Origin of the sequence: Citrobacter sp. CK194, assembly GCF_030333395.1 — a bacterium.
GTDB classification, from domain to species: domain Bacteria; phylum Pseudomonadota; class Gammaproteobacteria; order Enterobacterales; family Enterobacteriaceae; genus Citrobacter_B; species Citrobacter_B koseri.
Genome location: NZ_JAOWGA010000017.1, coordinates 1 through 24261, shown reverse-complemented (window position 1 = coordinate 24261; position 24261 = coordinate 1). Strand labels below are relative to the sequence as shown.

Annotated in this window: 26 protein-coding genes; 10 read left to right on the top strand and 16 right to left on the bottom strand. The window is 54.2% G+C overall.

Features of this window, described 5'->3' with window-relative positions:
* Window positions 1-27: 27 nt before the first annotated feature.
* On the bottom strand, window positions 28-1410 hold the full coding sequence (locus OGX80_RS08435) for an amino acid permease (RefSeq protein WP_012132487.1): 1383 nt from the start codon (window positions 1408-1410) through the stop codon (window positions 28-30).
* Between the two features lie 289 nt (window positions 1411-1699).
* On the bottom strand, window positions 1700-2644 hold the full coding sequence (gene ydgH / locus OGX80_RS08430) for a DUF1471 family protein YdgH (RefSeq protein WP_115181665.1): 945 nt from the start codon (window positions 2642-2644) through the stop codon (window positions 1700-1702).
* A 525-nt stretch (window positions 2645-3169) separates the two neighbouring features.
* Here ydgH and pntA point away from each other — a divergent pair.
* Window positions 3170-4699, top strand: coding sequence for a Re/Si-specific NAD(P)(+) transhydrogenase subunit alpha (pntA, locus tag OGX80_RS08425; RefSeq protein ID WP_071258296.1), 1530 nt, complete (start codon window positions 3170-3172; stop codon window positions 4697-4699).
* Between the two features lie 10 nt (window positions 4700-4709).
* Window positions 4710-6098, top strand: a complete 1389-nt coding sequence (gene pntB, locus OGX80_RS08420; RefSeq protein ID WP_012132483.1) for a Re/Si-specific NAD(P)(+) transhydrogenase subunit beta — start codon at window positions 4710-4712, stop codon at window positions 6096-6098.
* A gap of 60 nt (window positions 6099-6158) precedes the next feature.
* On the opposite strand, the gene OGX80_RS08415 is transcribed toward pntB, so the two are convergent.
* Window positions 6159-7193 carry an AI-2E family transporter gene (locus OGX80_RS08415; RefSeq protein ID WP_047457210.1) on the bottom strand — a complete coding sequence of 345 codons (1035 nt, stop codon included), beginning with the start codon at window positions 7191-7193 and terminating at the stop codon, window positions 6159-6161.
* A gap of 136 nt (window positions 7194-7329) precedes the next feature.
* Between OGX80_RS08415 and OGX80_RS22405 the strand changes: the two genes are divergently transcribed.
* The 3 genes from OGX80_RS22405 to mdtI all read left to right on the top strand — a co-directional run bounded on the left by OGX80_RS22405 (window position 7330) and on the right by mdtI (window position 8293).
* Window positions 7330-7503, top strand: coding sequence for a protein YdgV (locus OGX80_RS22405; RefSeq protein ID WP_012132481.1), 174 nt, complete (start codon window positions 7330-7332; stop codon window positions 7501-7503).
* 111 nt (window positions 7504-7614) lie between these two features.
* Window positions 7615-7977: a multidrug/spermidine efflux SMR transporter subunit MdtJ gene (gene mdtJ, locus OGX80_RS08410; protein WP_012132479.1), complete on the top strand. Its 363-nt coding sequence runs from the start codon at window positions 7615-7617 to the stop codon at window positions 7975-7977.
* Window positions 7964-8293: a multidrug/spermidine efflux SMR transporter subunit MdtI gene (mdtI, locus tag OGX80_RS08405; RefSeq protein WP_012132478.1), complete on the top strand. Its 330-nt coding sequence runs from the start codon at window positions 7964-7966 to the stop codon at window positions 8291-8293. Before mdtJ ends, mdtI begins: the two co-directional genes overlap by 14 nt.
* A gap of 45 nt (window positions 8294-8338) precedes the next feature.
* On the opposite strand, the gene OGX80_RS08400 is transcribed toward mdtI, so the two are convergent.
* The 4 genes from OGX80_RS08400 to OGX80_RS08390 all read right to left on the bottom strand — a co-directional run bounded on the left by OGX80_RS08400 (window position 8339) and on the right by OGX80_RS08390 (window position 11342).
* On the bottom strand, window positions 8339-9157 hold the full coding sequence (locus OGX80_RS08400; RefSeq protein WP_110494281.1) for a trypsin-like serine peptidase: 819 nt from the start codon (window positions 9155-9157) through the stop codon (window positions 8339-8341).
* 101 nt (window positions 9158-9258) lie between these two features.
* A complete protein-coding gene (ydgU, locus tag OGX80_RS22400) occupies window positions 9259-9339 on the bottom strand; it encodes a small membrane protein YdgU (RefSeq protein WP_455549893.1) in 81 nt (26 codons plus the stop codon).
* Window positions 9340-9427: 88 nt separating this feature from the next.
* On the bottom strand, window positions 9428-9691 hold the full coding sequence (asr, locus tag OGX80_RS08395; RefSeq protein WP_047457204.1) for an acid resistance repetitive basic protein Asr: 264 nt from the start codon (window positions 9689-9691) through the stop codon (window positions 9428-9430).
* A gap of 160 nt (window positions 9692-9851) precedes the next feature.
* A complete protein-coding gene (locus OGX80_RS08390) occupies window positions 9852-11342 on the bottom strand; it encodes a carboxypeptidase M32 (RefSeq protein WP_115181664.1) in 1491 nt (496 codons plus the stop codon).
* A gap of 175 nt (window positions 11343-11517) precedes the next feature.
* Between OGX80_RS08390 and OGX80_RS08385 the strand changes: the two genes are divergently transcribed.
* Window positions 11518-12207: a CPBP family intramembrane glutamic endopeptidase gene (locus OGX80_RS08385; protein WP_058669085.1), complete on the top strand. Its 690-nt coding sequence runs from the start codon at window positions 11518-11520 to the stop codon at window positions 12205-12207.
* Window positions 12208-12337: 130 nt separating this feature from the next.
* Entirely contained in the window at window positions 12338-12433 is a 96-nt protein-coding gene (locus OGX80_RS08380; RefSeq protein WP_233609019.1) for a KPN_01571 family protein, read from the top strand.
* Window positions 12434-12490: 57 nt separating this feature from the next.
* On the opposite strand, the gene ynfM is transcribed toward OGX80_RS08380, so the two are convergent.
* A complete protein-coding gene (gene ynfM, locus OGX80_RS08375) occupies window positions 12491-13744 on the bottom strand; it encodes a multidrug efflux MFS transporter YnfM/SxtP(Kp) (protein ID WP_012132469.1) in 1254 nt (417 codons plus the stop codon).
* 120 nt (window positions 13745-13864) lie between these two features.
* Here ynfM and ynfL point away from each other — a divergent pair, with 120 nt between their 5' ends.
* The 3 genes from ynfL to bioD all read left to right on the top strand — a co-directional run bounded on the left by ynfL (window position 13865) and on the right by bioD (window position 16934).
* Entirely contained in the window at window positions 13865-14764 is a 900-nt protein-coding gene (gene ynfL, locus OGX80_RS08370) for a multidrug efflux transcriptional activator YnfL/SxtR(Kp) (RefSeq protein ID WP_012132468.1), read from the top strand.
* Window positions 14765-14892: 128 nt separating this feature from the next.
* Window positions 14893-16113: a sugar metabolism global transcriptional regulator Mlc gene (gene mlc / locus OGX80_RS08365; protein ID WP_012132466.1), complete on the top strand. Its 1221-nt coding sequence runs from the start codon at window positions 14893-14895 to the stop codon at window positions 16111-16113.
* A gap of 125 nt (window positions 16114-16238) precedes the next feature.
* Complete coding sequence (bioD, locus tag OGX80_RS08360) at window positions 16239-16934, top strand: dethiobiotin synthase (RefSeq protein ID WP_024130350.1); 696 nt, start codon at window positions 16239-16241, stop codon at window positions 16932-16934.
* Here bioD and clcB read toward each other — a convergent pair.
* From clcB to dmsB, 8 genes are all read right to left on the bottom strand, one after another.
* Window positions 16890-18179 carry a voltage-gated ClC-type chloride channel ClcB gene (gene clcB, locus OGX80_RS08355; RefSeq protein WP_115181663.1) on the bottom strand — a complete coding sequence of 430 codons (1290 nt, stop codon included), beginning with the start codon at window positions 18177-18179 and terminating at the stop codon, window positions 16890-16892. The two genes, bioD and clcB, sit on opposite strands and share 45 nt — an antisense overlap.
* A 164-nt stretch (window positions 18180-18343) precedes the next feature.
* A complete protein-coding gene (gene osmV / locus OGX80_RS08350; protein ID WP_047457187.1) occupies window positions 18344-19492 on the bottom strand; it encodes an osmoprotectant ABC transporter ATP-binding protein OsmV in 1149 nt (382 codons plus the stop codon).
* Entirely contained in the window at window positions 19492-20139 is a 648-nt protein-coding gene (gene osmW, locus OGX80_RS08345; protein ID WP_012132461.1) for an osmoprotectant ABC transporter permease OsmW, read from the bottom strand. The genes osmV and osmW overlap by 1 nt, the downstream gene beginning before the upstream one ends.
* A 9-nt stretch (window positions 20140-20148) precedes the next feature.
* Window positions 20149-21051, bottom strand: coding sequence for an osmoprotectant ABC transporter substrate-binding protein OsmX (gene osmX / locus OGX80_RS08340; protein WP_115181662.1), 903 nt, complete (start codon window positions 21049-21051; stop codon window positions 20149-20151).
* Window positions 21052-21078: 27 nt separating this feature from the next.
* Window positions 21079-21789, bottom strand: coding sequence for an osmoprotectant ABC transporter permease OsmY (osmY, locus tag OGX80_RS08335; RefSeq protein ID WP_012132459.1), 711 nt, complete (start codon window positions 21787-21789; stop codon window positions 21079-21081).
* 305 nt (window positions 21790-22094) lie between these two features.
* Window positions 22095-22709, bottom strand: coding sequence for a Tat proofreading chaperone DmsD (gene dmsD, locus OGX80_RS08330; RefSeq protein ID WP_024130349.1), 615 nt, complete (start codon window positions 22707-22709; stop codon window positions 22095-22097).
* A 41-nt stretch (window positions 22710-22750) separates the two neighbouring features.
* Entirely contained in the window at window positions 22751-23608 is an 858-nt protein-coding gene (locus OGX80_RS08325; protein WP_058669090.1) for a dimethyl sulfoxide reductase anchor subunit family protein, read from the bottom strand.
* A gap of 1 nt (window position 23609) precedes the next feature.
* Window positions 23610-24227, bottom strand: a complete 618-nt coding sequence (gene dmsB / locus OGX80_RS08320; RefSeq protein ID WP_012132456.1) for a dimethylsulfoxide reductase iron-sulfur subunit DmsB — start codon at window positions 24225-24227, stop codon at window positions 23610-23612.
* Window positions 24228-24261: the final 34 nt, after the last annotated feature.

Sequence of the window (24261 nt, the reverse complement as noted above, 5' to 3'; positions counted from 1 at the left end):
CTTTGGCATCAAACAATGGGGCGACGATTACCCCACCAACATCCACGTAGCCGGAACAGCGGCGATGAGTAGCAGACCGATCAACATCACTTCCTGACGATTCAGGACATTATCGTGTGTATGCGTCTTGCGTGCGTAGAGGAAAACTAGCAATCCCGGCGCATACAGTACCACCGACAGCAACAGGTGCATCGGGCCGGACGCATACAATAACCATAAGCCATAAATGCAGGCCCCGACACCTACCGCCTGATGAAGAGGGCGCGCAGCGATTTTCAGCAGGAACGCGCCGACCAGGAAATAGGGTACCAGAATCATCTCTGAAGCAATCGTCAACAGCGTGTTGTAGTCCGAACCTGTGAGCCAGATCAGCACCAGACAGATCTGAACGCACGCGTTGGTGAGCCACAGCGAAGCCGATGGCGCGCCTTGCGCATTCTGGCGGGCGAAAATGCGCGGGAAGGCTTTATGCGTTGAGGCCAGAAACGGCACTTCCGCCGCCATAATGGTCCAGCTCAGATAAGCGCCGCAGACTGAAACGATAAGACCCGCCGCGATAATGATTTCGCCCCACGGCCCCATCATTTTCACCATCAAACCCGCCATTGACGGATTGCGAATCTCCGCCAGTTCCGGGCGGGCGACGACGCCTAAAGAGAGCAGCGTCACCAGCAGGTAGACGCCCAATGCGGCGAGAACCGCCAGCAGCGTCGCACGTCCGACATCACGCTTATTTCTCGCCCGGGCGGAGACGACAACCGCGCCTTCCACGCCGATAAACACCCACAGCGTGATGAGCATCGTGTTTTTAACCTGCTCCCAGACGGGAACGCCCAGCGCCAGACCGGTGAAATCCAGGCTGAACGTATCGAGCTTAAACATGATGATAGCCAGGACGATGAACAACCCCAGCGGCAACAGCTTCGCCAGCGTTGCGACCAGGTTGATGCTGGCAGCGGTTTGCACACCGCGCAGCACCAGGAAGTGCACCACCCAAAGCAGTACCGACGCGCCGATGATGGACTGCCAGGTGTTGCCGTCGCCAAACAGGCGGAGTTCCGGCGTATCGGTAAAGAAGCTCAGGGCAGAAAAAACGATAACCAGATAAGAGACGTTGGCGATAACGGCACAGAGCCAGTATCCCCAGGCGGAGCAGAAACCGATCAGTTCGCCGAAACCTTCGCGCGCGTAGGTGAAAATCCCGCCATCCAGTTCCGGGCGAACGCGCGTCAGGATCAGCATAGCGAAAGCCAGCAGCAGTATCCCGACGCCCGTAATCGCCCAGCCAATCAGCAGCGCTGCCGGGCTGGCCACCGCCGCCATGTTCTGTGGCAGACTAAACACACCTGCGCCAAGCATTGAGCTTAAAACCAGCGCGGTCAGCGCGCTCAGTCCCAGTTTCTTTTCCATCGGTATCCAGTTATAAAAACGAGAGTGGGAGAATAATTATTTTGGCAAAACGCATAAAAATGGTGAAAGCCACTAAGGCGCGGGATTTTACGGAGAGAAGAGACCGCATGCAATGATCTCTGAAACATTTGTGACTAAAAATGCTAAAGGCGGGTAGATTTCACATAGGGCAGCATCGTATTGGCGCCTGATGGCGCTACGCTCATCAGGCCTACTAACACGTAGGCCGGATAAGATGCCTGGTCTCGCCATCTGGCGTTATGACAACACCGGATGGCGGGAGCGTACTTTACTTATACAGGTCGGCGCTGATCGTCATGTTGTTACCACGTTCCTGCCACTGGCGGGTAATGTGATAATATTTCGCGCCTTTCTTCGCCGCACGCTTGGCAACCTGGTAGGAGACTTCCGTCATGTTGCCGTAGTTGCCGGTGAATTTGATGCTGTCAAACGGCACCATCATCGCAGCGGTCGCTTTGTTCAGCTCTTCGACTTTCGTTCCATCAGGCAGAGTGACAGTGTAACGTCCACCTTTTGAGGATTGCGTTTCGAAGAAGCGTCCGACTTCAGCGCTTGGAGAAGCGGTCGTCGCGACGCCCGGAATCTCCACTTTCTTCGCTGCTTCACCGCCGGCGGCCAGCGCTGCACGACCCGCATCGGAATCAGCAGGAATAACGTCCGGGCTCTGGACGACGCGTTTCTTCGCATCTTCTTTATAGATAAACGCGGTAATACGCTGGTTGCCGCCCTGGTTGGCATCGACCTGACGCACAATGTAGAACGAGTAGGCGCCTTTTGCTTTTGCTGCTTTGGTGATGGCGTCATTCACTTCCGGCTGGCTACGGTAGAAACCCTGCACCGTTACGGTGTCGTAAGGTTCCAGCAGCACGGCCTGATCTTTCGGTAATTCGACGATACCGTTAATTACACGGTTTTGAGGCGTGTCGGATTTTGGCGCGTCTGATTTATAAACGTCAGCCACGACACGCCAGTTACCGCTGTTGCCAAAATCGGACGTATCAACAACATAAAAAGAGGCTGCACCTTCTTTATCTGCGCGGCGGGATACGGCATTTACCGCATCGCCAATGGCATTAAAACGCCCGGTGACCACAATGCGGTCATAAGGTTTTAGTGCTGCCGCTTGCTCCGGCGTCAGTTCTGTCGCTGCATTTACGGAAAAAGCAGTCGCAGAAAGCAGTGCGGACGCCAGGAGAGTGTTCTTAAGCTTCATAAAAATAATCCTTCGCCTTGCGCAAACCAGGTACTGGTATTGTTATTGACTAGAAACGTGGCTGATTATTGCATTTAAACCCTGCAAATGTCTGCGTCATTTTTCACTCATCGTACCGCCTGAAGTGACAAGAATGATAACATTTGGTGATATGTCTAAAAAACAGGCGCTTGACCGGCAAAACTGATAAAGCATACGCATTTTATAAGTTAATTTAATGTTAAACGATTGAATGTCGATGGCGCTAAATCATGTTTTGCCGCTTCGCTTGAGCGAATTATCGGTCACTGAAGGCGATTTCAAGGTCATTATTCCTGTTTGTGGGCTGAATCGTTCATATTTTGCAAATTTCATAATAAATACTGTTTTTTGGCGCTAGATCACAGGCGCTATTTTCAGTAGGTTATAGAGAGTTTGTTACTGTTTTATTTTTCCGGGGTAGCACTTACCTCTTACGCAGGCGTGCGTATGCATCCTGCGATCACTGACAAACCATCATCAAAAAAACCGATGGAAGGGAACATTATGCGAATTGGCATACCAAAAGAGCGGTTAACCAATGAAACCCGAGTCGCAGCAACGCCAAAAACGGTTGAGCAACTGCTGAAACTGGGTTTTACCGTCGCGGTTGAAAGCGGCGCGGGTCAACTGGCAAGTTTTGACGATAAGGCATTTACAGAAGCGGGCGCAGAAATTGTAGAGGGAAATGCGGTCTGGCAGTCAGAGATCATCCTGAAGGTCAATGCGCCGGAAGACGATGAAATTCCTTTACTGAATGCGGGCACGACGCTGGTGAGTTTCCTCTGGCCGGCGCAGAATCCTGAGCTATTGCAAAAACTCGCGGAACGCAATGTAACCGTGATGGCGATGGACTCCGTGCCGCGTATTTCGCGTGCGCAGTCGCTGGATGCCCTGAGCTCAATGGCCAACATCGCCGGTTATCGCGCGATTGTGGAAGCCGCACATGAATTTGGTCGTTTCTTTACCGGGCAAATTACCGCTGCGGGCAAAGTGCCGCCAGCGAAAGTGATGGTGATTGGCGCGGGCGTCGCAGGTCTGGCGGCCATTGGCGCGGCAAACAGCCTTGGCGCCATTGTACGTGCGTTTGATACCCGTCCAGAGGTAAAAGAGCAGGTTCAGAGTATGGGCGCTGAATTCCTCGAACTGGATTTTAAAGAGGAAGCGGGCAGCGGCGATGGCTATGCCAAAGTGATGTCCGAAGCGTTTATTAAAGCGGAAATGGAACTCTTTGCCGCGCAGGCGAAAGAGGTCGATATTATCGTCACGACCGCGCTAATTCCGGGTAAACCTGCGCCGACGCTGATCACGCGCGAGATGGTTGATTCCATGAAGTCCGGCAGCGTGATTGTCGATCTGGCCGCGCAAAACGGCGGTAACTGTGAATACACCGTCGCCGGTCAGGTGACCACGACCGACAATGGCGTGAAGGTTATCGGTTACACCGATCTGCCGGGCCGTCTGCCGACGCAATCCTCCCAGCTTTACGGCACCAACCTGGTCAACTTGCTCAAACTGCTGTGCAAAGAGAAAGACGGCAATATCGACGTCGATTTTGACGATGTGGTTGTGCGCGGCGTAACGGTCGTGCGTGACGGTGAAATTACCTGGCCCGCGCCGCCGATTCAGGTGTCTGCTCAGCCGCAGGCTGCGCCGCAAGCGGCTCCAGCGCCGAAAGAAGCGGAAAAACCGGCTTCACCGTGGCGTAAATATGCGCTGATGGCGCTGGCGATCATTCTGTTTGGCTGGCTGGCTGACGTGGCACCGAAAGAGTTCCTCGGCCACTTCACCGTTTTCGCACTTGCTTGCGTGGTGGGTTACTACGTGGTGTGGAACGTTTCGCACGCGCTGCATACGCCGTTGATGTCTGTGACTAACGCCATCTCAGGGATTATCGTTGTCGGGGCATTGTTACAGATTGGCCAGGGAGGCTGGGTGAGTTTCCTGAGCTTTATCGCGGTGCTTATCGCCAGCATTAATATTTTCGGTGGCTTCACCGTGACTCAGCGTATGCTGAAAATGTTCAGGAAAAACTAAGGGGTAACACATGTCTGGAGGATTAGTTACAGCTGCATACATTGTTGCCGCGATCCTGTTTATCTTCAGTCTGGCCGGGCTCTCTAAGCATGAGACGTCCCGACAGGGTAACAACTTTGGTATCGCCGGGATGGCGATTGCGCTGGTGGCGACGATCTTTGGCCCGGATACCGGCAACGTTGCCTGGATTCTGGTGGCGATGATTATTGGTGGGGCGATCGGTATCCGTCTGGCGAAACGCGTTGAAATGACCGAAATGCCGGAGCTGGTGGCGATTCTGCACAGCTTTGTCGGCCTGGCGGCGGTGCTGGTGGGCTTTAACAGCTACCTGTACCACGAGGCGGGTCTGGAACCGATTCTGGTGAATATTCACCTGACGGAAGTGTTCCTCGGCATCTTCATTGGCGCGGTTACCTTCACCGGTTCCGTGGTGGCGTTTGGCAAGCTGTGCGGTAAGATTTCGTCCAAACCGCTGATGCTGCCGAATCGTCACAAAATGAACCTGGCGGCGCTGGTGGTTTCTTTCCTGCTGCTGGTGGTGTTTGTTCGTACCGAAAGCGTTGGCTTGCAGGTTCTGGCGCTGCTGGTGATGACCATTATTGCTCTGGCTTTCGGCTGGCACCTGGTGGCGTCCATTGGCGGGGCGGATATGCCGGTTGTGGTATCCATGCTGAACTCCTATTCCGGTTGGGCAGCGGCGGCGGCAGGCTTTATGCTGGGCAACGACCTGCTGATCGTCACCGGCGCGCTGGTTGGTTCTTCGGGTGCGATTCTGTCTTACATCATGTGTAAGGCGATGAACCGCTCTTTCATCAGCGTTATCGCGGGTGGTTTCGGCAGCGATGGATCTTCTACTGGCGACGATCAGGTCGCGGGCGAGCACCGTGAGATCACGGCGGAAGACACGGCTGACATGCTGAAAAATTCGCACTCGGTCATCATTACCCCTGGCTATGGCATGGCGGTTGCGCAGGCGCAGTACCCGGTGGCGGAAATCACCGAGAAACTGCGCGCGCGCGGTATCAAGGTGCGTTTTGGCATCCACCCGGTTGCAGGGCGCCTGCCTGGTCACATGAACGTACTGCTGGCGGAAGCGAAAGTGCCGTATGACATCGTGCTGGAAATGGACGAAATCAACGACGACTTCGCTGACACCGATACGGTGCTGGTTATCGGCGCGAACGACACGGTGAACCCGGCTGCGCAGGACGATCCGCGTAGCCCGATTGCCGGTATGCCGGTTCTGGAAGTCTGGAAAGCGCAAAACGTTATCGTGTTTAAACGCTCGATGAATACCGGTTATGCCGGGGTGCAGAACCCGCTGTTCTTTAAAGACAACACGCATATGCTGTTTGGCGATGCGAAAGCCAGCGTGGATGCGATTCTGAAAGCGCTTTAATCTTTACCGGCGCGAGTTATAAAACGGCCTCTCAGGAGGCCGTTTTTGCATCTGAAGAGATCAGGTTTTATTCAAATCACTGAGCAGGACGGCAATGCTTTGCCCGCCGGAGGTTTGCTCCAGCGCGATTTTAACGATGATCGTCAACGGCACGGAAAGCAGCATGCCGACAGGGCCTAATAACCACCCCCAGAAGATCAGGGAGAGAAAAACCACCAGCGTGGAAAGGCCTAATCCACGCCCCATGATGCGGGGCTCAAGGATGTTCCCGAACACCAGATTGATAATCAGATACCCCGTCAGCACCACCAGCGCGTCATAAAGGCCGCTGAACACCAGAACCTGCGCAATAGGCGGGATTGCGGCCAGAACCGAGCCAATATTGGGGATGTAGTTAAGCGCGAAGGCCAGCAGTCCCCAGACGAATGCGAAACGAACTTCCAGCAGCGCCAGCATTCCCCAGACCACAACGCCCGTGATAATGCTGATCGCCGTTTTCAGCACCAGATAATGCGACACGCTGTCGATTGCGCGCTGAATCGCGGCCATACCTTCAACCGGCCTGGCCATCATCTGCTGGAGTTTACCGGGCAACTGCGGAACTTCCAGCAGCATAAAGACCACGGTTAACAAAAGCAGGAAAATGGATGACATGGCGTTAGACAACTGCGCCAGCAAATTCGTCACCAGCGTCATGGCGGCGTTAGGGTCGATATATTTCACCAGCTCATCCACCGAGACGCCGATGCCCAGGCGCTGTAGCCACGGTTCAATGTTTTTCAGCGGCACAACCAATGATGAGCGGTATTGCGGCAGCGTGCGGGCTAACTCATTTAGCGATGTGCCGAGATAGGCCAGCAGCAACACCATGCCCATCACGATAATCCCGATCAGTATCGATACGGCCAAAACGCGCGGGATGCGAAGCCTGACCATGCGCTGCACCAGCGGACTCAGTACCACCGCAATAAATAACGCCAGAATAAACGGCACAATAATATCGGCAGCGAAGCGAATACCGGTGAGAATGATGACCAGCATTCCCAGCATGATTACGAGTTTCAGGCCGTTAAGCGTGATGATCGGTTTTGCCATGATAATTCCTGAATTTTTGTTCTTACTCTTTATAATAATGTGATTTTTGTCGGGCTGTGCTAACAAAAATCAAACGGCGCGGGTAAAGAAGTGAAAAGGTTTTGAGTTAATTCTAAGGCTGTGGTACAAATCAGACGTGTTTAACTACCGAGGACAATTTTCATCCGCGATGACGAGAAGCAACACTGCGGATAATTGTAATATTATGGACAATATGTTCAGGACGTTTTTTTCTACACAGACCGTACTTCTTCGCACTTCTTCCTCTTTCCTGCTTGCTGGTGAGCAGCACTGGCGCAACGCGCTTTAGTCCCTTACTTCTGCCTGAGCTGGCGTTACGCGCCTGGCTAATTCATTTTATTTTTTGGTTTGCTGCATGCGGCAGGCCCGAAGGACTATATTCTCAAGCAGGAGAAGCACCATGTTTTACTGGATTTTATTAGCCCTTGCCATTGCGGCTGAAATTACCGGAACGCTGTCGATGAAATGGGCAAGCGTAAGCAATGGCAACACGGGTTTTATTTTAATGCTGGTCATGATTACGCTGTCGTATATTTTTCTCTCTTTTGCCGTAAAAAAAATTGCGCTTGGCGTGGCGTATGCCTTGTGGGAAGGCATCGGTATTTTATTTATTACGCTGTTTAGCGTGCTGTTATTTGACGAAGCCTTATCGGCCATGAAAATTGCGGGTCTGGTTACGCTGGTATTCGGGATTGCGCTGATCAAATCGGGTACGCGCAAGCCAGTAAACGCCGCGAAGGAGGCGACGCATGCCGCAGTTTGAGTGGGTTCATGCCGCGTGGCTGGCGATGGCGATCGTTCTGGAAATCGTCGCTAACGTGTTCCTGAAGTTTTCTGACGGCTTTCGTCGCAAGTTCTATGGCATTCTGTCGCTGGCCGCAGTGCTGGCGGCCTTCAGCGCGCTCTCTCAGGCGGTGAAAGGCATTGATCTTTCGGTGGCATATGCGTTGTGGGGCGGATTTGGTATCGCCGCCACGCTGGCAGCCGGGTGGGTGCTTTTTGGACAGCGTCTGAACAACAAAGGCTGGGTAGGCGTGGTATTGCTGCTTATCGGCATGATCATGATAAAACTGGCCTGACAGCTATGCTGCCCGTTACGGCGGGCAGCGCACGGGAACCATCATCTATTCCTGAGCCAGCGCTTCCAGCTTGTCGCGAAAGCCGGTGACGGAAATCGCGCGGTTGTCAGCCCGCCAGCGATCTTTTGCCGCCGGAGCGGAACTTTGTACGCCAATCAACTGCCAGCCAGCGTCGGTATGCAGCATTAACGGAGAACCGCTGTCGCCGGGCAGCGTGTCGCACTGGTGAGAGAGCACCGCGTTTTGCGCCCAGCCGGTAATCAGGCAATCCTGATGCGAGTAAAGCGTATCAAGATGATCTTCCGGGTAACCTGACTGCGTCACTTTGCGGTCGGCGGTTTTCAGGGCAGCGGTTAGCGCGGCTTTATCGCCTTCAAATAAGGGCAGTGGGGTAATGCCGGACGGCGGATAACGCAACACAATCAAACCAAAATCCCACGGCGCGGCGGCCGGAGGGACAATCCAGCCATCGCCATCAGGCTTTAAGCGCTTTCCCAGCGACGGATCGACCCGACCTTCAATACCGTGAATTTCATAACGCCAGAGACCTTTTTGCGATACGAAACGCAAAGCCACGGCTTTATCTGGCTTTCCCTTCGGCGGCGTTAACAAGCAGTGTCCGGCGGTGAGCGCCAGATGAGATGAAATGAGCGTGGCGGTACACAGGTTGCCGCTGGCGGTTTCCAGTTGACCAATAGCGTCCCACGGCGACTGCGTCGGATCTTCAACCTTGACCCGATCGTCATGGTCAAAAAATAACGTTTTGGTTTCACGGGTATCCGTGGTGGTATCTGCCTCATCCGCATGAGCAACAACAGGGGAAAGACAAATTACGCCCAGTAATACCGCAATGGTTTTATGCATATCACACTCTGTGTGGGTAATTATGATTATTAAAAGCAAACCCTCAGTGAATACTATAGACGTGACGGCAGGAAAGTGGGAGTAAAATCAGATAACTACATTCAGGAAATATAAAAATGCGTGGCAATAAGGGCGCATAATATAAGCATGGTGAGAATCAACTCAAAGCGGTAACGAAACACGTTAACCCTCCGAAGAAACGGCGCTAAACCCGATGATTTAGCGCCGTGTGTTATGGCGCGGGGGAGCGCCATAGAACTCGCCAGTGCCTTATGCCGCCGGTTTAGCTGCCGGTTTAGCCGCAGTATGTTTTACCGCTTTTTTGGTGTGTTTTTTCGCTGCCTGCGCTTTTTGTTCAGGCGCTTTCTGAGTCGCTGCTGCTTTGTGGTGTTTTTTGTGATGCGTGGTTTTTGCCGGTGCGGTTTTAGCGGGTGCCGCAGCCGGAGCCGTCGTGGACGTTGCCGTTTCAGCAGCAAATGCAGCAGAAGACAGACCCATAGCAGCGGCAACAACCAGAGCTAATACTTTTTTCATTCTGATACCCTCGATTTGGTTTTTTATTCAACCCCACTGCGGGGCCGGTGAAATCACTATATCGCTGTAAATCGAGGGCTTCCGTGAGTCATTGGTATCGGCGTGTAACGGTATGTACAACCGGCCCGACAGATTGACGCTATCGGGCAAACAAGAGATATCATGACAAATAGCGTGATTCCAGATGCGCCCGGAAGTAACGGCTGCTCAACGGTTCTCCGGTGGCCTGAGCGATCAGCTGCGCGGTAGTAAAGCGACTGCCGTGCTGCCAGATATTTTGTCGCAGCCAGTCAAACAAGGCGCTGAGATCGCCTTGCGCAATCTGATTATGCAGATCCGGCAATGCGCTATGGGCGGCGCTAAACAGCTGGGCGGCATACATGGCGCCCAGCGAATAAGACGGGAAGTAGCCAAAGCCGCCGTCGGTCCAGTGGATGTCCTGCATACAGCCGTTACGGTAATCTCCCGCGGTTGACAGCCCCAGCCAGGCCTGCATTTTTTCATCCCACAGTGCGGGAATATCATCCACTTCGATGTCGCCGTTAATCAGCGCCTGTTCAATGTCATAGCGCAAGATAACATGGGCAGGATAACTCACTTCGTCGGCATCCACGCGGATAAAGCCCGGTTTCACCCGCTGATTCCAGGCAATGAAATTCGCTTCTTCAAAAGCGGGCTGATCGCCAAAATGACGTTTAACGGCGGGAATGAGCCGTTTGAGGAACGCCGTGCTGCGACCCAGTTGCATCTCGAAAAATAGGCTCTGGGATTCATGGATGGCCGTGGAGCGGGCAAACGCGATCGGCTGACCCTGCCAGGCGTGGGGCAGATTCTGTTCATAGCGGGCGTGCCCCGTTTCGTGGATCACGCCAAAGAGCGCGCTGAGTAATTCATTTTCATCATAGCGCGTGGTGATGCGCACATCTTCCGGCACGCCGCCGCAGAACGGGTGGGCGCTGATGTCCAGCCGACCGGCGTTAAAATCAAACCCTAACTGCGACATGGTTTCCAGTCCCAGTTCACGCTGTAGCGCCGTCGGGAACGGGCCGACCGGCGCAATCAGCGGCTGATGCGACTGTTTTGACACCGCGCGGTTTAACAGATCGGGAAGCCAGGTTTTGACATCAGCAAACAGAACATCCAGTTGGGCGCTGGTCATATCGGGCTCAAAAATATCCAGCAGGGCATCGTAGGGCGAACATCCTTTAGCTTCGGCGCGAAGTTTTGCCTCTTCACGGCTGTATTTCACAACCACTTTCAGATTCTGCGCAAATCCTTGCCAGTCATTCGCCGGACGCTGACTCCGCCAGGCGTGTTCACACCGGCTCCCCGCCAGCGATTTCGCCTCCACCAGTGACTCAGGCAGCAGGGCCGCCTGATGGTGCCGCCTCGCCATTTCACGCAGGTTCGCCTGCTCAACATCGTTCAAATCTTCCTGCCCGGCGGCGGCTATCCACTGCGCAACCTTCGGGTCAGTCAGTAACTGATGTTCCAGCACGTTCAGCTCGGCCAGCGCTTCGCCTCGCGCGGTGCTTCCACCGGGAGGCATCATGGTGAACATATCCCAACTGGCGATAGCGGAGAGATGCGAAAAGCGGGAGAGGCGCTGGAAAGTGCGGGTGAGTTGTTGGTAGTGGTTCTTGTTGGACATTGTTGTGTTCCCGTCGTGTTCTGCGAATGTGAGGAGTTTACCCTGATTCATACATGTTTATGCGCTGATGGCAACGATGGCAGAAATGTTGGTAGGTTGTAAGTGATAATGATACTTCTTATCATAAATGGCGGTGTCGTGAAGCACACTGGTGAAATATTAACAGGGAACAGGGATGCAACAGGAAATCAATAACGCCTATATTGTCAGGACAAAAGCAGTGTCAGGCTGTTTTTCTATGTTTATGCTGATGTTTGGTATTACATTTACGCCACTGTTTTTTACCCGCAGTGCGCAATTAATGGAAAGTGGGTTACTTTTACCGCTGATGTTTGTGCTGGAGTTTCTTATTCTGGTCCCGCTGTATTATCTCTTTTTTAGAAAAAGAGACGGTCTGGGAAAAGGCACATTGAGCGCAAAGTGGTTTGTTATTTTGTTTGGCGCCATTCTGATTATCCAGTTTCTTTTACCTGCTATGTTGGGGATGAGAAAAACAGAAGCGTGGGTCATGACGCAGGTTTCATTGCATAACTACGCTTTCTGGCTGACCAACCTGTCACTGATTTTTCTCGTCCCGGTCTACGAGGAAATCGTCTTCAGAGGGTGTCTGTTCAACGCCTTTCAGTACTGGTTCAATGATAAGGTGTGGGCGACGTCGCTTGTCGTTTCAACGCTGTTTGCGCTGATGCATACGCAATACGCCGATATCAGAACATTATTGATGTTATTTTTAATATCGCAGGTGCTTATTGTCGCCAGAGTCAAATCTAAAGGGTTATTAATGCCTGTTACCCTGCATATATTAATGAATGCGACGGTGATCGGGATACAATATGGCGTTCAGGTCTTATTATCCTCCGGGTGATATTTACGGCATTCGGAAGCGATATCGTCAGTGTTGCCCACCATTACAGGTAGTTTTATCTTCCGGTCTCGCTTTTGGGTATCGCGCGGGGTAAAGTCAAACCTCAACAATAAAAATAAATACACACAGCATGATGAATCCAATTATCTGGGTTATCTTTGCTCTTCTGGCACTGGATGCCGTCAGGGAATTGATGGGGGCTTCTTCCATCCTGGGATTGTGGTAATCCAAAGCGCTGGTTGAGCTGTAAAGAATGCCCGGGCTCGACCCGGGCTTCTCTTTATCAAACGTGCAGACGATGATGCAGGCGGGAGCCAACCAGCAGCGCCAGAAGCAACATCAGCGCGATAAACCCGCCCACACCGTTCCAGCCATAGCTGTGCCAGAATACCCCGCCTAACGTCCCGGCAATGCTGGAACCCAGGTAATAGCTGAAGAGATACAGGGAAGATGCCTGGCCTTTGGCGCGTTTCGCGCGTGGGCCAATCCAGCTGCTTGCCACCGAATGCGCGGCAAAGAATCCGGCGGAGAAGAGCAGCATTCCGGCAAAAATCAGCCATAGCGACGTGAACAGCGTCATTAATAGCCCGAACAACATCACGCCGGTTGAGAACAACATCACCGGGCCGCGACCATAACGCGTCGTCATGGCGCCTGCTTTAGGCGAGCTCCAGGTGCCCGTCAGGTAAGCCACCGATAAAAGCCCCACAATGGCCTGGCTGAGTTCCCAGGGCGAAAGCATCAACCGATAGCCGATATAGTTAAATAGCGTGACAAACGACCCCATTAACAAAAAGCCTTCTGCGAATAACAGCGGCAGGCCCCTGTCGCGCCAGTGAAGGCGGAAGTTGATGAACAGCGTTTTGGGGCGTAATGAAGTCGGTCGGAAATGGCGGGATTCCGGCAAGATTTTCCAGAACATCAATGCGGACGCCAGCGCGAAACAGCCGATCGCCGCCAGTGCGATGCGCCAGTTAAAAAAGTCGGTAAATACGCCGCTGATCAGACGCCCGCTCATGCCGCCAATCGAGTTGCCGCTAATGTACAACCCCATTGAGAAGGCGACGAAACTAGGATGGATCTCTTCACTTAAATAGGTCATGCCTACCGCAGCGACGCCGCTCAACGACAGGCCTATCAGCGCGCGCATGATTAAAATGCCATGCCAGCTGGTCATCATGGTGGAAAGCAGCGTACAGCAGGAGGCCAGCAGCAGCGCCGTCACCATTACAGGTTTGCGGCCGATCGCGTCGGACAACGGGCCGGTAAACAGCAGCCCGATGGCTAACATGCCGGTGGAGATGGAAAGCGAGATACTGCTGCTGGCGGGAGAGACGCCAAATTCATGGGACAACACAGGCAGTATCGGTTGTACGCAATAGAGAAGGGCGAACGTCGCCAGCCCGGCGGAGAATAGCGCCAGCGTAACGCGCATAAACTGGGATGTACCACGTTTTATATATTGAACCGGCTGGGAAATAATATGTTCATCAACATCGCTCGCCGTTGCGGTGTCGACAGCAGTAATACGACTCACTTGAAATCCTTGCTCAACATCCCCGTGATTATGGTGACGGGTATGACCTCAGTGCTAAGAGTAGGAAAATCAAAATATTCTGTCTAATATATTAATAATCTCAAATAATATTTATAAAATATGAATATTGAACTTCGTCATCTACGTTACTTTGTGGCGGTTGCGGAAGAGTTGCATTTTGGCCGGGCGGCTGCGCGGCTGAACATCTCTCAACCTCCGCTAAGCCAGCAGATCCAGACCCTTGAACAGCAGATTGGCGCGCGGCTGCTGGCGCGAACCAACCGGAGCGTTGCGCTGACGGCGGCGGGTAAGCAGTTTCTGGCAGACAGTCGGCAGATCCTTGGGCTGGTGAATGAGGCCGCCGCCCGCGCGGAACGCTTGCATCAGGGGGAGACCGGCGAGCTGCGCATTGGCTTCACCTCATCCGCGCCGTTTATTAAAGCCGTCTCGGATACGCTGTCTCTGTTTCGCCAGGACTACCCGGATGTGCATATGCAGACCCGTGAAATGAATACCCGCGAGCAGATTGCGCCGCTTAATGAAGGCGCGCTGGATATGGGGTTACTGCGCAATACCTCATTGCCGGATACGCTGGACTGGGAAGTGATTCTGCATGAACCATTGCTGGCGATGATCCCCCGTGAACATCCGCTGGCGCAAAAGCCGGTCGTGACGCTGGCGGAGCTGGCGAAAGAACCGTTTGTCTTTTTTGATCCGCATGTCGGAACGGGGTTGTATGACGATATTCTCGGCCTGATGCGCCGTTACCACCTCACTCCGGCGATCACTCAGGAGGTTGGAGAGGCGATGACGATTATCGGGCTGGTAGCCGCAGGATTGGGGGTATCGATCCTGCCCGCCTCGTTTAAACGGGTACAGCTTGATGAAATGCGTTGGGTGCCCATTGCCGAAGCGGACGCCGTGTCGGAAATGTGGCTGGTATGGCCGAAACATCATGAACAAAGTCACGCTGCGCAACGATTTCGCCATCAACTTTTAACGGCCGCAAAGCGCGCTTAATTTAGTTTAAAAAGGGATGAAAATGTGCAGTAAATCACACGGCTAAGTAAAAAGTTGACGACAACTATTGAAGTCATTCACCATAGCCCACAGATTATTTCGGAGCGCGAAAATAAAGGGAGTCAGAGGTGGTTGCTGATAGTCAGCCAGGGCATATCGATCAAATCAAGCAGACCAATGCTGGCGCGGTATATCGCCTGATTGATCAGCTGGGCCCCGTGTCGCGAATTGATCTTTCTCGTCTGGCGCAACTGGCGCCTGCCAGTATCACTAAAATTGTTCGCGAAATGCTCGAAGCGCATTTAGTTCAGGAGCTGGAGATCAAAGAGGCAGGAAGCCGTGGTCGCCCGGCGGTCGGGCTGGTGGTGGAAACCGAGGCCTGGCACTATTTGTCTATTCGTATCAGCCGTGGCGAGATTTTTCTCGCCCTGCGCGACCTGAGCAGCAAACTGGTGGTGGAGGAGTGCCTTGAGCTACCGCTGGTTTCTGAGACTCCGCTGCTTGAACGCATCATTTTTATGGTCGATCAGTTTTTTATCCGTCACCAGCAAAAACTCGAACGCCTGACCTCTATCGCCATCACCTTACCCGGTATTATTGATACTGAGAATGGCATTGTGCACCGCATGCCGTTTTACGACGATGTCAAAGAGATGCCGCTGGGGGAAACCCTCGAACACCACACCGGCGTACCGGTCTATATTCAGCATGATATCAGCGCCTGGACGATGGCCGAGGCGCTTTTTGGCGCATCGCGCGGCGCGCGTGATGTTATTCAGGTGGTGATTGATCACAACGTTGGGGCTGGCGTGATTACCGACGGCCACTTACTGCATGCGGGCAGCAGCAGTCTGGTGGAGATCGGCCATACGCAGGTCGACCCCTACGGTAAACGTTGTTACTGCGGGAACCACGGCTGTCTGGAAACGATCGCCAGCGTGGACAGCGTGCTTGAACTGGCGCAGCTGCGACTCAATCAGTCGATGAGTTCTTCGCTGCACGGGCAGCCGCTGACGGTAGATTCGCTGTGCCAGGCGGCGGTGCAGGGGGATTTGCTGGCGAAAGATATCATTAGCGGCGTCGGGATGCATGTTGGCCGCATTCTGGCGATCATGGTGAATTTATTTAATCCGCAAAAAATTCTGATCGGTTCGCCGCTGAGCAAAGCGGCGGAAATCCTTTTTCCGGCAATTGCGGACAGCATCCGTCAACAGGCGCTGCCGGCGTATAGCAAGCATATCGCCGTCGAAAGCACGCAGTTTTCCAATCAAGGGACAATGGCGGGCGCCGCACTGGTAAAAGACGCGATGTATAACGGTTCTTTGTTGATTCGTCTATTACAGGGTTAACATTTTTTAACTGTCGTACGAAAATTTGCGCTAACGCAAGCTGATCGCGATTGTCATACCTTAGACTTTCTCCACTGTATTATTTTCCTGGCTTATATTTTCGAAGCATAACGGTGGAGTTAGTGATGCTGAAGCGTTTCTTTATTACAGGTACAGACACTTCTGTTGGGAAGACAGTGGTTTCCCGCGCATTACTACAAGCGTTAGCGTCAGGGAACAAAAGCGTCGCAGGTTATAAACCCGTTGCGAAAGGCAGCAAAGAGACGCCGGAAGGCATGCGCAATAAAGATGCGCTGGTGTTGCAGAGCGTCTCTTCTATTGAGCTGCCTTATGAGGCGATCAATCCGATTGCGCTGAGCGAAGACGAAAGCAGCGTGGCGCATAGCTGTCCGATCAATTACACCCTGTTATCTAACGGGCTTGCCAGCCTGAGCGAAAAGGTTGACCACGTCGTGGTGGAAGGCACCGGCGGCTGGCGCAGCCTGATGAACGACCTGCGTCCGTTATCTGAATGGGTCGTGCAGGAGCAGTTACCGGTGTTGATGGTTGTGGGGATTCAGGAAGGCTGCATTAACCATGCGCTGCTGACCGCACAGGCTATCGCCAATGACGGATTACCGCTGATCGGCTGGGTGGCGAACCGCATCAATCCCGGACTGGCGCATTATGCCGAAATCATTGATGTGTTAAGCAAAAAACTGCCTGCGCCGCTGATTGGCGAACTGCCTTATTTGCCGCGTGCCGAACAACGCGAGCTGGGGCAATATATCCGTCTGTCAATGCTCGGCAGTGTGCTGTCGGTAGACCGAGTCCTCGCGTAACGTTCGCGATAAGACCGACGCCACTACGCAGGCAATCAGTAATCCGGGGAGTAGTCGATACTCCCCGGTCATTTCACAGATCATCAGCGTCGACATCATCGGCGCGTGTGTTGTTGCCGCCAGCAGCGTCGCCATTCCTGTTAATCCCAGCAATATTGCCATCTCATCCGCTCCCGGAAGCCAGAATCCCCACATCCGACCGTATAACATACCAATCGACAAGCCGATGAACAGCGTGGGGGTAAAGACGCCGCCGGGCGCACCGGAACCGCTGCTGGCGAGTACGGCGAGTAATTTGCAGATGAAGATCCCGGCGATCACGGAGAGCAGCGGCGGGGAGAGCAAAAATGACTGCACGACGCTGTAGCCATTTCCCCAGACGGCCGGCGTCAGCAGGGATAGTAAGCCAACGATGAATCCGCCCAGCGCCAGTTGCCACGGAGGCGATAATTTCAGCCGAATAAAACCGTTATGAGTGGTGGTCATTAACCACATAAACAGCGGTCCGCAGACGCCAGCCACCAGCCCGGTGCTGATAATCATCGCATATTCCCGCACATGTAAATCCAGTGACAGGTGAACCGTATAGAGCAGGGCATTACCGCCGCTGAGCAAATGGGTGGTCAGTAATGCCACGACGGCGGAAATCACAACGGGGCCCAGCGACGCCAGCATCAGCGTGCCAAACAGGATTTCCGCGATAAAGAGGCTGCCCGCCAGCGGGGCGTGATACGCGCTGGCCATCCCTGCCGCAGCGCCGCAGGCGATCCACAATTTCCACTCTTCACGCGGGGTGCAACGCTGAGCAAAACAGGATGCCGCCAGCGCTGCCAGTAAGATCATGGCCCCTTCGCGCCCGATGGCGCTACCGCTGGCGACGACCAGCAGCGAAGCAAGGGACTTCACCAGACTTGCCCCGTAATCGAATTGCCCATCTGTTTGCAGGGCTTCCATGTAGTCGGTGGGGGCATGGGGGCGTTGTTGATTCATTTTCTGCCAGCCCCAGAGCAGCGCACCTGCCGCGAGGCCGCCCACGGCGGGGGTGATCAGTCGTCGCCAGGGAGAAAGGTTTATCGCGGCATTCACCAGGCTTCCCGTATCGTTACGTAAAAAAAGCCATTCCAGCACCAGCATGGCGTGACGAAACCCGGCTACCGCCAGTGCGGCAAGGATGCCAATTATTGTCGCGATTAACAGGCGGCGAAACATCGCTCGCAGGTCAGGGTATGTATGTAGGCGGTGCATGGGCAGACCACACAGGCATTTTCAGGAGTGTCTATTTTGCGGGTAAACAGCGCGGGACGCAAAAGCACTGCGTGCGCAGGGGGAACTGCCCGATGGCGCTTCGCTTACCGGCCCGACAAGAATGTGCTCCGTAGGCCAGGTAAAGCGTAGCTGCCATCCGGCGTTTAGCTACTTTCGTGAATATTCAGCGCCCGACGGGTGCGGCCTGAACTGAGATAATCGGCAATGTAATCCTGCGAGATTTCGCCGTTATAGCGTCCTTCCTCATCGACAATGGGCATCCAGCTGGTGTTACTCTCGTACAGTTTCGACAGCACAATACGCAGGTTGTCTTCCGCTTTTCCGGTGACGCGAAACGGGTGGATTATATCCGCGCAGGTGCCGTTGGCGTTTCTGGCTTCACGACGCTTCACAAAGCCAAGCGGCTTGCCGTCGCTGTCGACAACGGTGATCGCGCGAATATCATTATCGTCCATGATGCCGAACGCCTCTGCCAGCGAGGTGGCGGTGCGGGCGGTCAGGGTGGGTTGCTGGTCGGTTACGTCGCCCGCCGAAACCAGCAGAAGACGTTTTAGCGTACGATCCTGACCGACAAATGAGCCGACGAATTCATTCGCCGGTTTTGCCAGCAATTCATCCGGGCTGGCGCACTGTATAATGCGGCCCTGGCGGAATACAGCAATCCTGTCGCCCAGTTTCAGCGCTTCATCGATATCATGGCTGACCAGCATCACCGTCTTTTTCAGCGCCCGCTGCATATCAAGAAACTGATTCTGAATCACCTCGCGGTTAATCGGGTCCACCGCACCGAAAGGTTCATCCATCAACAGCACCGGGGGATCGGCCGCCAGCGCGCGGATCACGCCGATGCGCTGTTGTTGACCGCCAGACATCTCTTTCGGGTAGCGATGCAGAAACTTTTTCGCATCCATTGCCACCATGTCCATTAACTCTTCCGCACGACGTTTGCAGCGGGTTTTATCCCAGCCCAGCATACGCGGGACAACCGTGATGTTCTCTTCGATGGTCATGTTGGGAAACAGGCCAATTTGCTGGATCACGTAGCCAATGTTGCGCCGTAGCGTGACGGTATCCATCGCACTGGTGTTTTGTCCGTTAATGAAAATATTGCCGCTGCTGGGCGCGATCAGCCGGTTGATCATCTTCAGGGTGGTGGTCTTGCCGCAGCCTGACGGCCCAAGCAGCACGCACATTTCACCTTCCGGCACGTTCAGATTGATGTTATCAACGGCGTTAAGCGGTTGGCCATTCTTCTGTGAAAAGCGTTTGGTGAGGTTTTCCAGTTTTATCATTATCGTATCCCCTTAGGTGTCAGTACGACTTGCAGGCGATGCAGCAACCAGTCGAGCACAATGGCCAACAGACAAATCATCAGCGCACCGGCGATTAACATGCGGATGTCACTCCCGCCGATGCCGTTCAGTAACAGTAACCCCAGGCCGCCAGCGCCAATAACGGCGGCGATGGCCATCACGCCGATATTCATGACGACGGCAGTGCGAATCCCGCCAAAAATCACCGGCAGGGCCATCGGAATTTCTACCCAGCGCAGACGCTGCCAGAACGTCATGCCAATTCCGCGTCCCGCTTCGCGCAAGCCCGGCGGTAAACTGTCGAGCGCGGTGTGCGTGTTGCGCACAATCGGCAGCAGTGAGTAAAGAAAAACGGCGGTAATTGCGGGAAGGGCGCCAATCCCCTGACCGATCAGCGAAAACAGCGGGATCATCAAACCAAATAATGCGATGGAGGGGATAGTGAGCAGCAGCGTCGCCGCCCCTAACACCGGCGTAGCCAGCCATTTATGACGAACAATCAGAATGCCCAGCGGCACGCCAATGATAATCGCCAGACCGACGGCCAGCGCAACCAGCCACAAATGCTGAAGAGTGAGGCTCGTCAGATAACCCGCGTTATCCATCATGTAATGAATCGTATCCATAAGCGCTCCTTACAGCAGACCTTTTTGTTGCAGGAATGTGCGCGCAACCTGCTGGGGGGACTGGTGATCGATGTCGACCTGCGCATTAAGCGTCGAGATGACGTCGTTATTGAGCAGCCCGGAAAGGGTATTCAGCGCATCATCCAGCCCCGGATGGGTATCCAGTATCTCTTTACGGACGACAGGCGTGACAGCGTAACCTGGGAAGAAGCCTTTATCATCTTCCAGCACCTTGAGGTCAAAACCCTTCACCCGGCCATCCGTGGTGTACACCAGACCGGCGTCCACAAAGCCGTCGCGCACGGCGTTATAGACCAGACCCGGGTCCATTTGCCGAATCTGCGGACGGTCAAGCTGCATCTGGTAGGCATCCTGCAACGGCTTCATCCCGTCGCTGCGCCCGGAAAACTCAAGGTCGAGACCTAACATCCAGTTATTGTCAGGGTCGGTCTGGCGGATGTGTTCGATTTTCGCCACCATTTCCGACAGGGTGTTGATGTTCTCTGCTTCGGCGCGTTTGCGCTGCATGGCGAACGCGTAGGTGTTATTCATATTCGCCGGGTTTAGCCATACCAGTCCGAGCTTCGCATCCAGGCGTTTGACGGTATCGTAGGATTCCTGCGGGCTCATCCGTTTATCAATGTGGTTAAAAATGATCAGGGACGTGCCGGTGTATTCCCAGGTGATATCAATCTGCTTATTCACCATGGCATTACGTGAAATCACCGCCGCAATGTTGGTGCGCGGCTGAACCTGAAAACCCTTTTTTTGCAGGTATTGCACGGTCATGGCGGAAAGGATGTGTTGTTCGGTAAAACCTTTGGTTGCAAGGATCAACGGGGCCGCCTGAGCCTGTCCGGTAACGAGCAACGCGGCGGCAAGCCATCCCAGCAGATGTTTTTTTAATGTCATTCAGCGCTCCTTATTCTTATCGTTGTATCAGGCCGTATGCGGACTGAGGATGCGGCCAAGCAGGGCAAGCAGGCTGTCGAGAATCAGCGCCACCAGAGCGGTTGCCGTTGCGCCCAGAATCAGCGTCGGGAAGTCATTGAGGTAAATGCCGGGGAAAATCAGCTCGCCGTAGCTGCTGGCCCCAATCAGGAACGCCAGCGGGGCCGTACCCACATTAATCGCCGTCGCGATCCGAATCCCTGCAAGCATCACCGGCCAGGCATTGGGCAGCTCAACCTGACGCAGACGCTGCCATTTCGTCATACCGATGCCGTTCGCGGCTTCAATCAGGGAGGCGGGAACAGAACAGAGCCCGGCGTAGGTATTGCGCACAACAGGAAGGAGCGAGGCGAGGAACAGCGCGAAAATCGCTGGAACGTCGCCAATGCCGATGATCACCATCGCCAGTGCCAGCACGGCCAGAGGCGGCAGAGTATTGCCTACATTAAAGAGCTGCATTACGTATTCGGCGAATCCTTTGGCTGCCGGACGGCTCAGTAAAATGCCGCTGGGAATACCGATAACTAAGGCGAAGAACATGGAGGTAAAGACGAGGAGTAAATGCTGTTTGCCCAAATAAAGCAGATCAACCTGACGCGCTTTAATGGTTTCCAGACCCACTCCCCAAACCAGCAGCGCCAGCACAAGAGCGATCGCGCCAGTAAACCCGAGCACGCGTTTTAACGTAAAAGTGTGCATTGCGGTGTGTCTCCCTGTTTGCATGCGTTATGGCAACGAAAGAGACGTTGCGTGTTGTTATGCCATGTAGCGGCAGGGTGTTTTGAGCTATAGCAACACGTCGGGAAGGATTCCAGCGAGACAGGTATTTAAATTAGCAGGCTATGCATGCCCGTTGCTCATTTGCCCTTACAGGGCTAAGGATGTGCGCGAATGTGAAGAATTGTCTTAAAAATGGAAAGTTAAAGTGACGTTGTCACTTATAGGTAAGGAGAAACAACCGGTTTTTGACGATAAAGGCAGGGCGCGCCCTGCCTGAAAAAGCGTTAGCGAAACAGCGGTTTTACGGCGACAGGGATCAGTAACTGAGACTGCCACTGCGCCAGCGTTTGCTGTGCCAGCTCACCTGCCGCCTGGTAAAATGGATGGTTTGCGCCTTCGATGAAAACCGCCAGGAAGCGCGCAGACCACGGTAACAGATGCCAGGCCAGCAGTTGTTCGCATTCGCTATGACGGCCATTTTCCGCAAGCCAGGCAGCCAACAGCAGCAGGGAACCAAAATGATCTTCCGGTTCATTTTGCTGGATCTCAAACTGGATGCCGTTGTCCCGCATCCACTGGCGTAATGCCAGCGTAGACTCGCCAAACAACACGCTTTCACGGTCCAGCCAGACCGACCCCCAGGGAGGCGACGGAAGCGCCCAGGGACCGACAAACAGACGTTGCCAGGCTTGCGGGAGCGGCTCCTCGATGTCGGCCTGAAAAACCGCCGCAATCGGCGCCAGAACCTCCGGTGAAAGTGGCCACTGCGCCTGCCAGCCGTCGGTTTTTAACGCTGAAACCAACGGGGCGGCTTCGGTACTGTCTGGCGCATAATAAAACAACGCGCCCAGCACGCGTGCAGCCATAGAAAAATCGTCACGTTGTGAAAAAGAAGTCATGAAACCATCCTGAAAGGTGCGGGTTTCCCCGCACGCGTAAGTTAACCTGCAACGGCCATTCCGACTGTCATATGCAGGCCGTAAAACAATCCGCGACCTATGATTTCGCCGCCAAGCACCAGGATTAACCCCAGTAACAATCCGGCGACGTGCGGTTCTTTGCGGCGCACTAACGGGCATATCCAGCAACCCAGCCCGGCAGCAAGCAGCACTACGCGCCAGACCTGTAAGCGGCCATAGTCTGGAACCAGCGCGCTCGCCTGTTGCACGGAGCTGTGGATTGCCCCAAGCGACATGCCTTGCATGATGATTACGGCCGCGCAGACTAACAGCGCCAGCACGCTGATGCTTGCGAACGTCGTGCCGTTGAATCTGGCGCGCGCGGCGCGCAATATCAGCGCCGCAAATAGCGGCCCGCTCAGGAACACCGTCAGGAAGAACGCCAGCGTCGTGTAGCCATTATACCAGGTCGGAACGGTATCGATCTGATAGACCCGCGTCATTGCCCAGACAAATACCACCCCGAGTACCATGCTGACCAGCAGCCAGATTTTGCCCAGTGCTTCCGGCATTTTGCCGAGCACAGCCACCAGCCACCAGAAACCGCCTACGGCAAAAAAGACAGAGCCAGCGGCAATTTCATTACTCAGCGCGGAAGCGCCTACCCGGTTAAGAGAGTTAAACGCGCGGAACGGCGAGCCGAGGTGCATGATCGACGCCAGAAAACCCAGCCCCATGACGACCCATAAAAAGAACATACCGCGCACAATACGCTGTCTGCTGGCCGCATCGTCTTTCGCCGCAAACCAGCCCAGACCGCTGACAATCAATGCGCCGACAACGCATTGACCGAACACCGTAAACAGCACCAGCGGCCATTCATGCCATCCATTTCCCATTTTATACCTCCTTCGGATTTGCCAGATAACCCGTGGTATCCCCGGTCGGGCGGCTGTTGGCGTTGGGTTTAATCACAATGTTCGGTCTGGTGAAGTGCGCGCCCGGCAGCGGCGCAACGGCCGCCAGCGTGCCATGTTTCTTCCGCAGTTCTTCTATCGGGCCAAAGTCCAGCGCGCGCAGCGGGCAGGACTCGACGCAGATCGGTTTTTTGCCGTCGGCAACGCGGTCATGACAACCGTCGCATTTGGTCATGTGGCCTTTGGCGGCGTTGTACTGCGGCGCACCGTACGGGCAGGCCATATGGCAGTAGCGACAGCCGATGCAGACATCCTCATCCACCACCACAAAACCGTCCTCGCGTTTGTGCATCGCGCCGCTCGGGCACACTTTCGTGCAGGCCGGGTCTTCGCAGTGGTTGCAGGAGATGGAGAGATAGTAGGCAAAGACGTTCTGGTGCCAGACGCCGTTATCCTCCTGCCAGTCGCCGCCCGCATATTCATAGATGCGGCGGAAGCTGACGTCCGGGGTTAAATCTTTGTAGTCTTTGCAGGCCAGTTCGCAGGTTTTGCAACCGGTGCAACGACTGGAGTCAATAAAAAATCCATATTGGGTTGTCATCGGTTACTCCTTATACCTTCTCAACCTGAACGAG

What these genes read in the sequence shown, in the direction of transcription:
- OGX80_RS08435 (WP_012132487.1), bottom strand. Translation starts at nt 1,410, where the DNA reads ATGGAAAAGAAACTGGGACTGAGCGCGCTGACCGCGCTGGTTTTAAGC.
- ydgH (WP_115181665.1), bottom strand. Translation starts at nt 2,644, where the DNA reads ATGAAGCTTAAGAACACTCTCCTGGCGTCCGCACTGCTTTCTGCGACT.
- pntA (WP_071258296.1), top strand. Translation starts at nt 3,170, where the DNA reads ATGCGAATTGGCATACCAAAAGAGCGGTTAACCAATGAAACCCGAGTC.
- pntB (WP_012132483.1), top strand. Translation starts at nt 4,710, where the DNA reads ATGTCTGGAGGATTAGTTACAGCTGCATACATTGTTGCCGCGATCCTG.
- OGX80_RS08415 (WP_047457210.1), bottom strand. Translation starts at nt 7,193, where the DNA reads ATGGCAAAACCGATCATCACGCTTAACGGCCTGAAACTCGTAATCATG.
- mdtJ (WP_012132479.1), top strand. Translation starts at nt 7,615, where the DNA reads ATGTTTTACTGGATTTTATTAGCCCTTGCCATTGCGGCTGAAATTACC.
- mdtI (WP_012132478.1), top strand. Translation starts at nt 7,964, where the DNA reads ATGCCGCAGTTTGAGTGGGTTCATGCCGCGTGGCTGGCGATGGCGATC.
- OGX80_RS08400 (WP_110494281.1), bottom strand. Translation starts at nt 9,157, where the DNA reads ATGCATAAAACCATTGCGGTATTACTGGGCGTAATTTGTCTTTCCCCT.
- asr (WP_047457204.1), bottom strand. Translation starts at nt 9,691, where the DNA reads ATGAAAAAAGTATTAGCTCTGGTTGTTGCCGCTGCTATGGGTCTGTCT.
- OGX80_RS08390 (WP_115181664.1), bottom strand. Translation starts at nt 11,342, where the DNA reads ATGTCCAACAAGAACCACTACCAACAACTCACCCGCACTTTCCAGCGC.
- OGX80_RS08385 (WP_058669085.1), top strand. Translation starts at nt 11,518, where the DNA reads ATGCAACAGGAAATCAATAACGCCTATATTGTCAGGACAAAAGCAGTG.
- OGX80_RS08380 (WP_233609019.1), top strand. Translation starts at nt 12,338, where the DNA reads ATGATGAATCCAATTATCTGGGTTATCTTTGCTCTTCTGGCACTGGAT.
- ynfL (WP_012132468.1), top strand. Translation starts at nt 13,865, where the DNA reads ATGAATATTGAACTTCGTCATCTACGTTACTTTGTGGCGGTTGCGGAA.
- bioD (WP_024130350.1), top strand. Translation starts at nt 16,239, where the DNA reads ATGCTGAAGCGTTTCTTTATTACAGGTACAGACACTTCTGTTGGGAAG.
- clcB (WP_115181663.1), bottom strand. Translation starts at nt 18,179, where the DNA reads ATGCACCGCCTACATACATACCCTGACCTGCGAGCGATGTTTCGCCGC.
- osmV (WP_047457187.1), bottom strand. Translation starts at nt 19,492, where the DNA reads ATGATAAAACTGGAAAACCTCACCAAACGCTTTTCACAGAAGAATGGC.
- osmW (WP_012132461.1), bottom strand. Translation starts at nt 20,139, where the DNA reads ATGGATACGATTCATTACATGATGGATAACGCGGGTTATCTGACGAGC.
- osmX (WP_115181662.1), bottom strand. Translation starts at nt 21,051, where the DNA reads ATGACATTAAAAAAACATCTGCTGGGATGGCTTGCCGCCGCGTTGCTC.
- osmY (WP_012132459.1), bottom strand. Translation starts at nt 21,789, where the DNA reads ATGCACACTTTTACGTTAAAACGCGTGCTCGGGTTTACTGGCGCGATC.
- dmsD (WP_024130349.1), bottom strand. Translation starts at nt 22,709, where the DNA reads ATGACTTCTTTTTCACAACGTGACGATTTTTCTATGGCTGCACGCGTG.
- OGX80_RS08325 (WP_058669090.1), bottom strand. Translation starts at nt 23,608, where the DNA reads ATGGGAAATGGATGGCATGAATGGCCGCTGGTGCTGTTTACGGTGTTC.
- dmsB (WP_012132456.1), bottom strand. Translation starts at nt 24,227, where the DNA reads ATGACAACCCAATATGGATTTTTTATTGACTCCAGTCGTTGCACCGGT.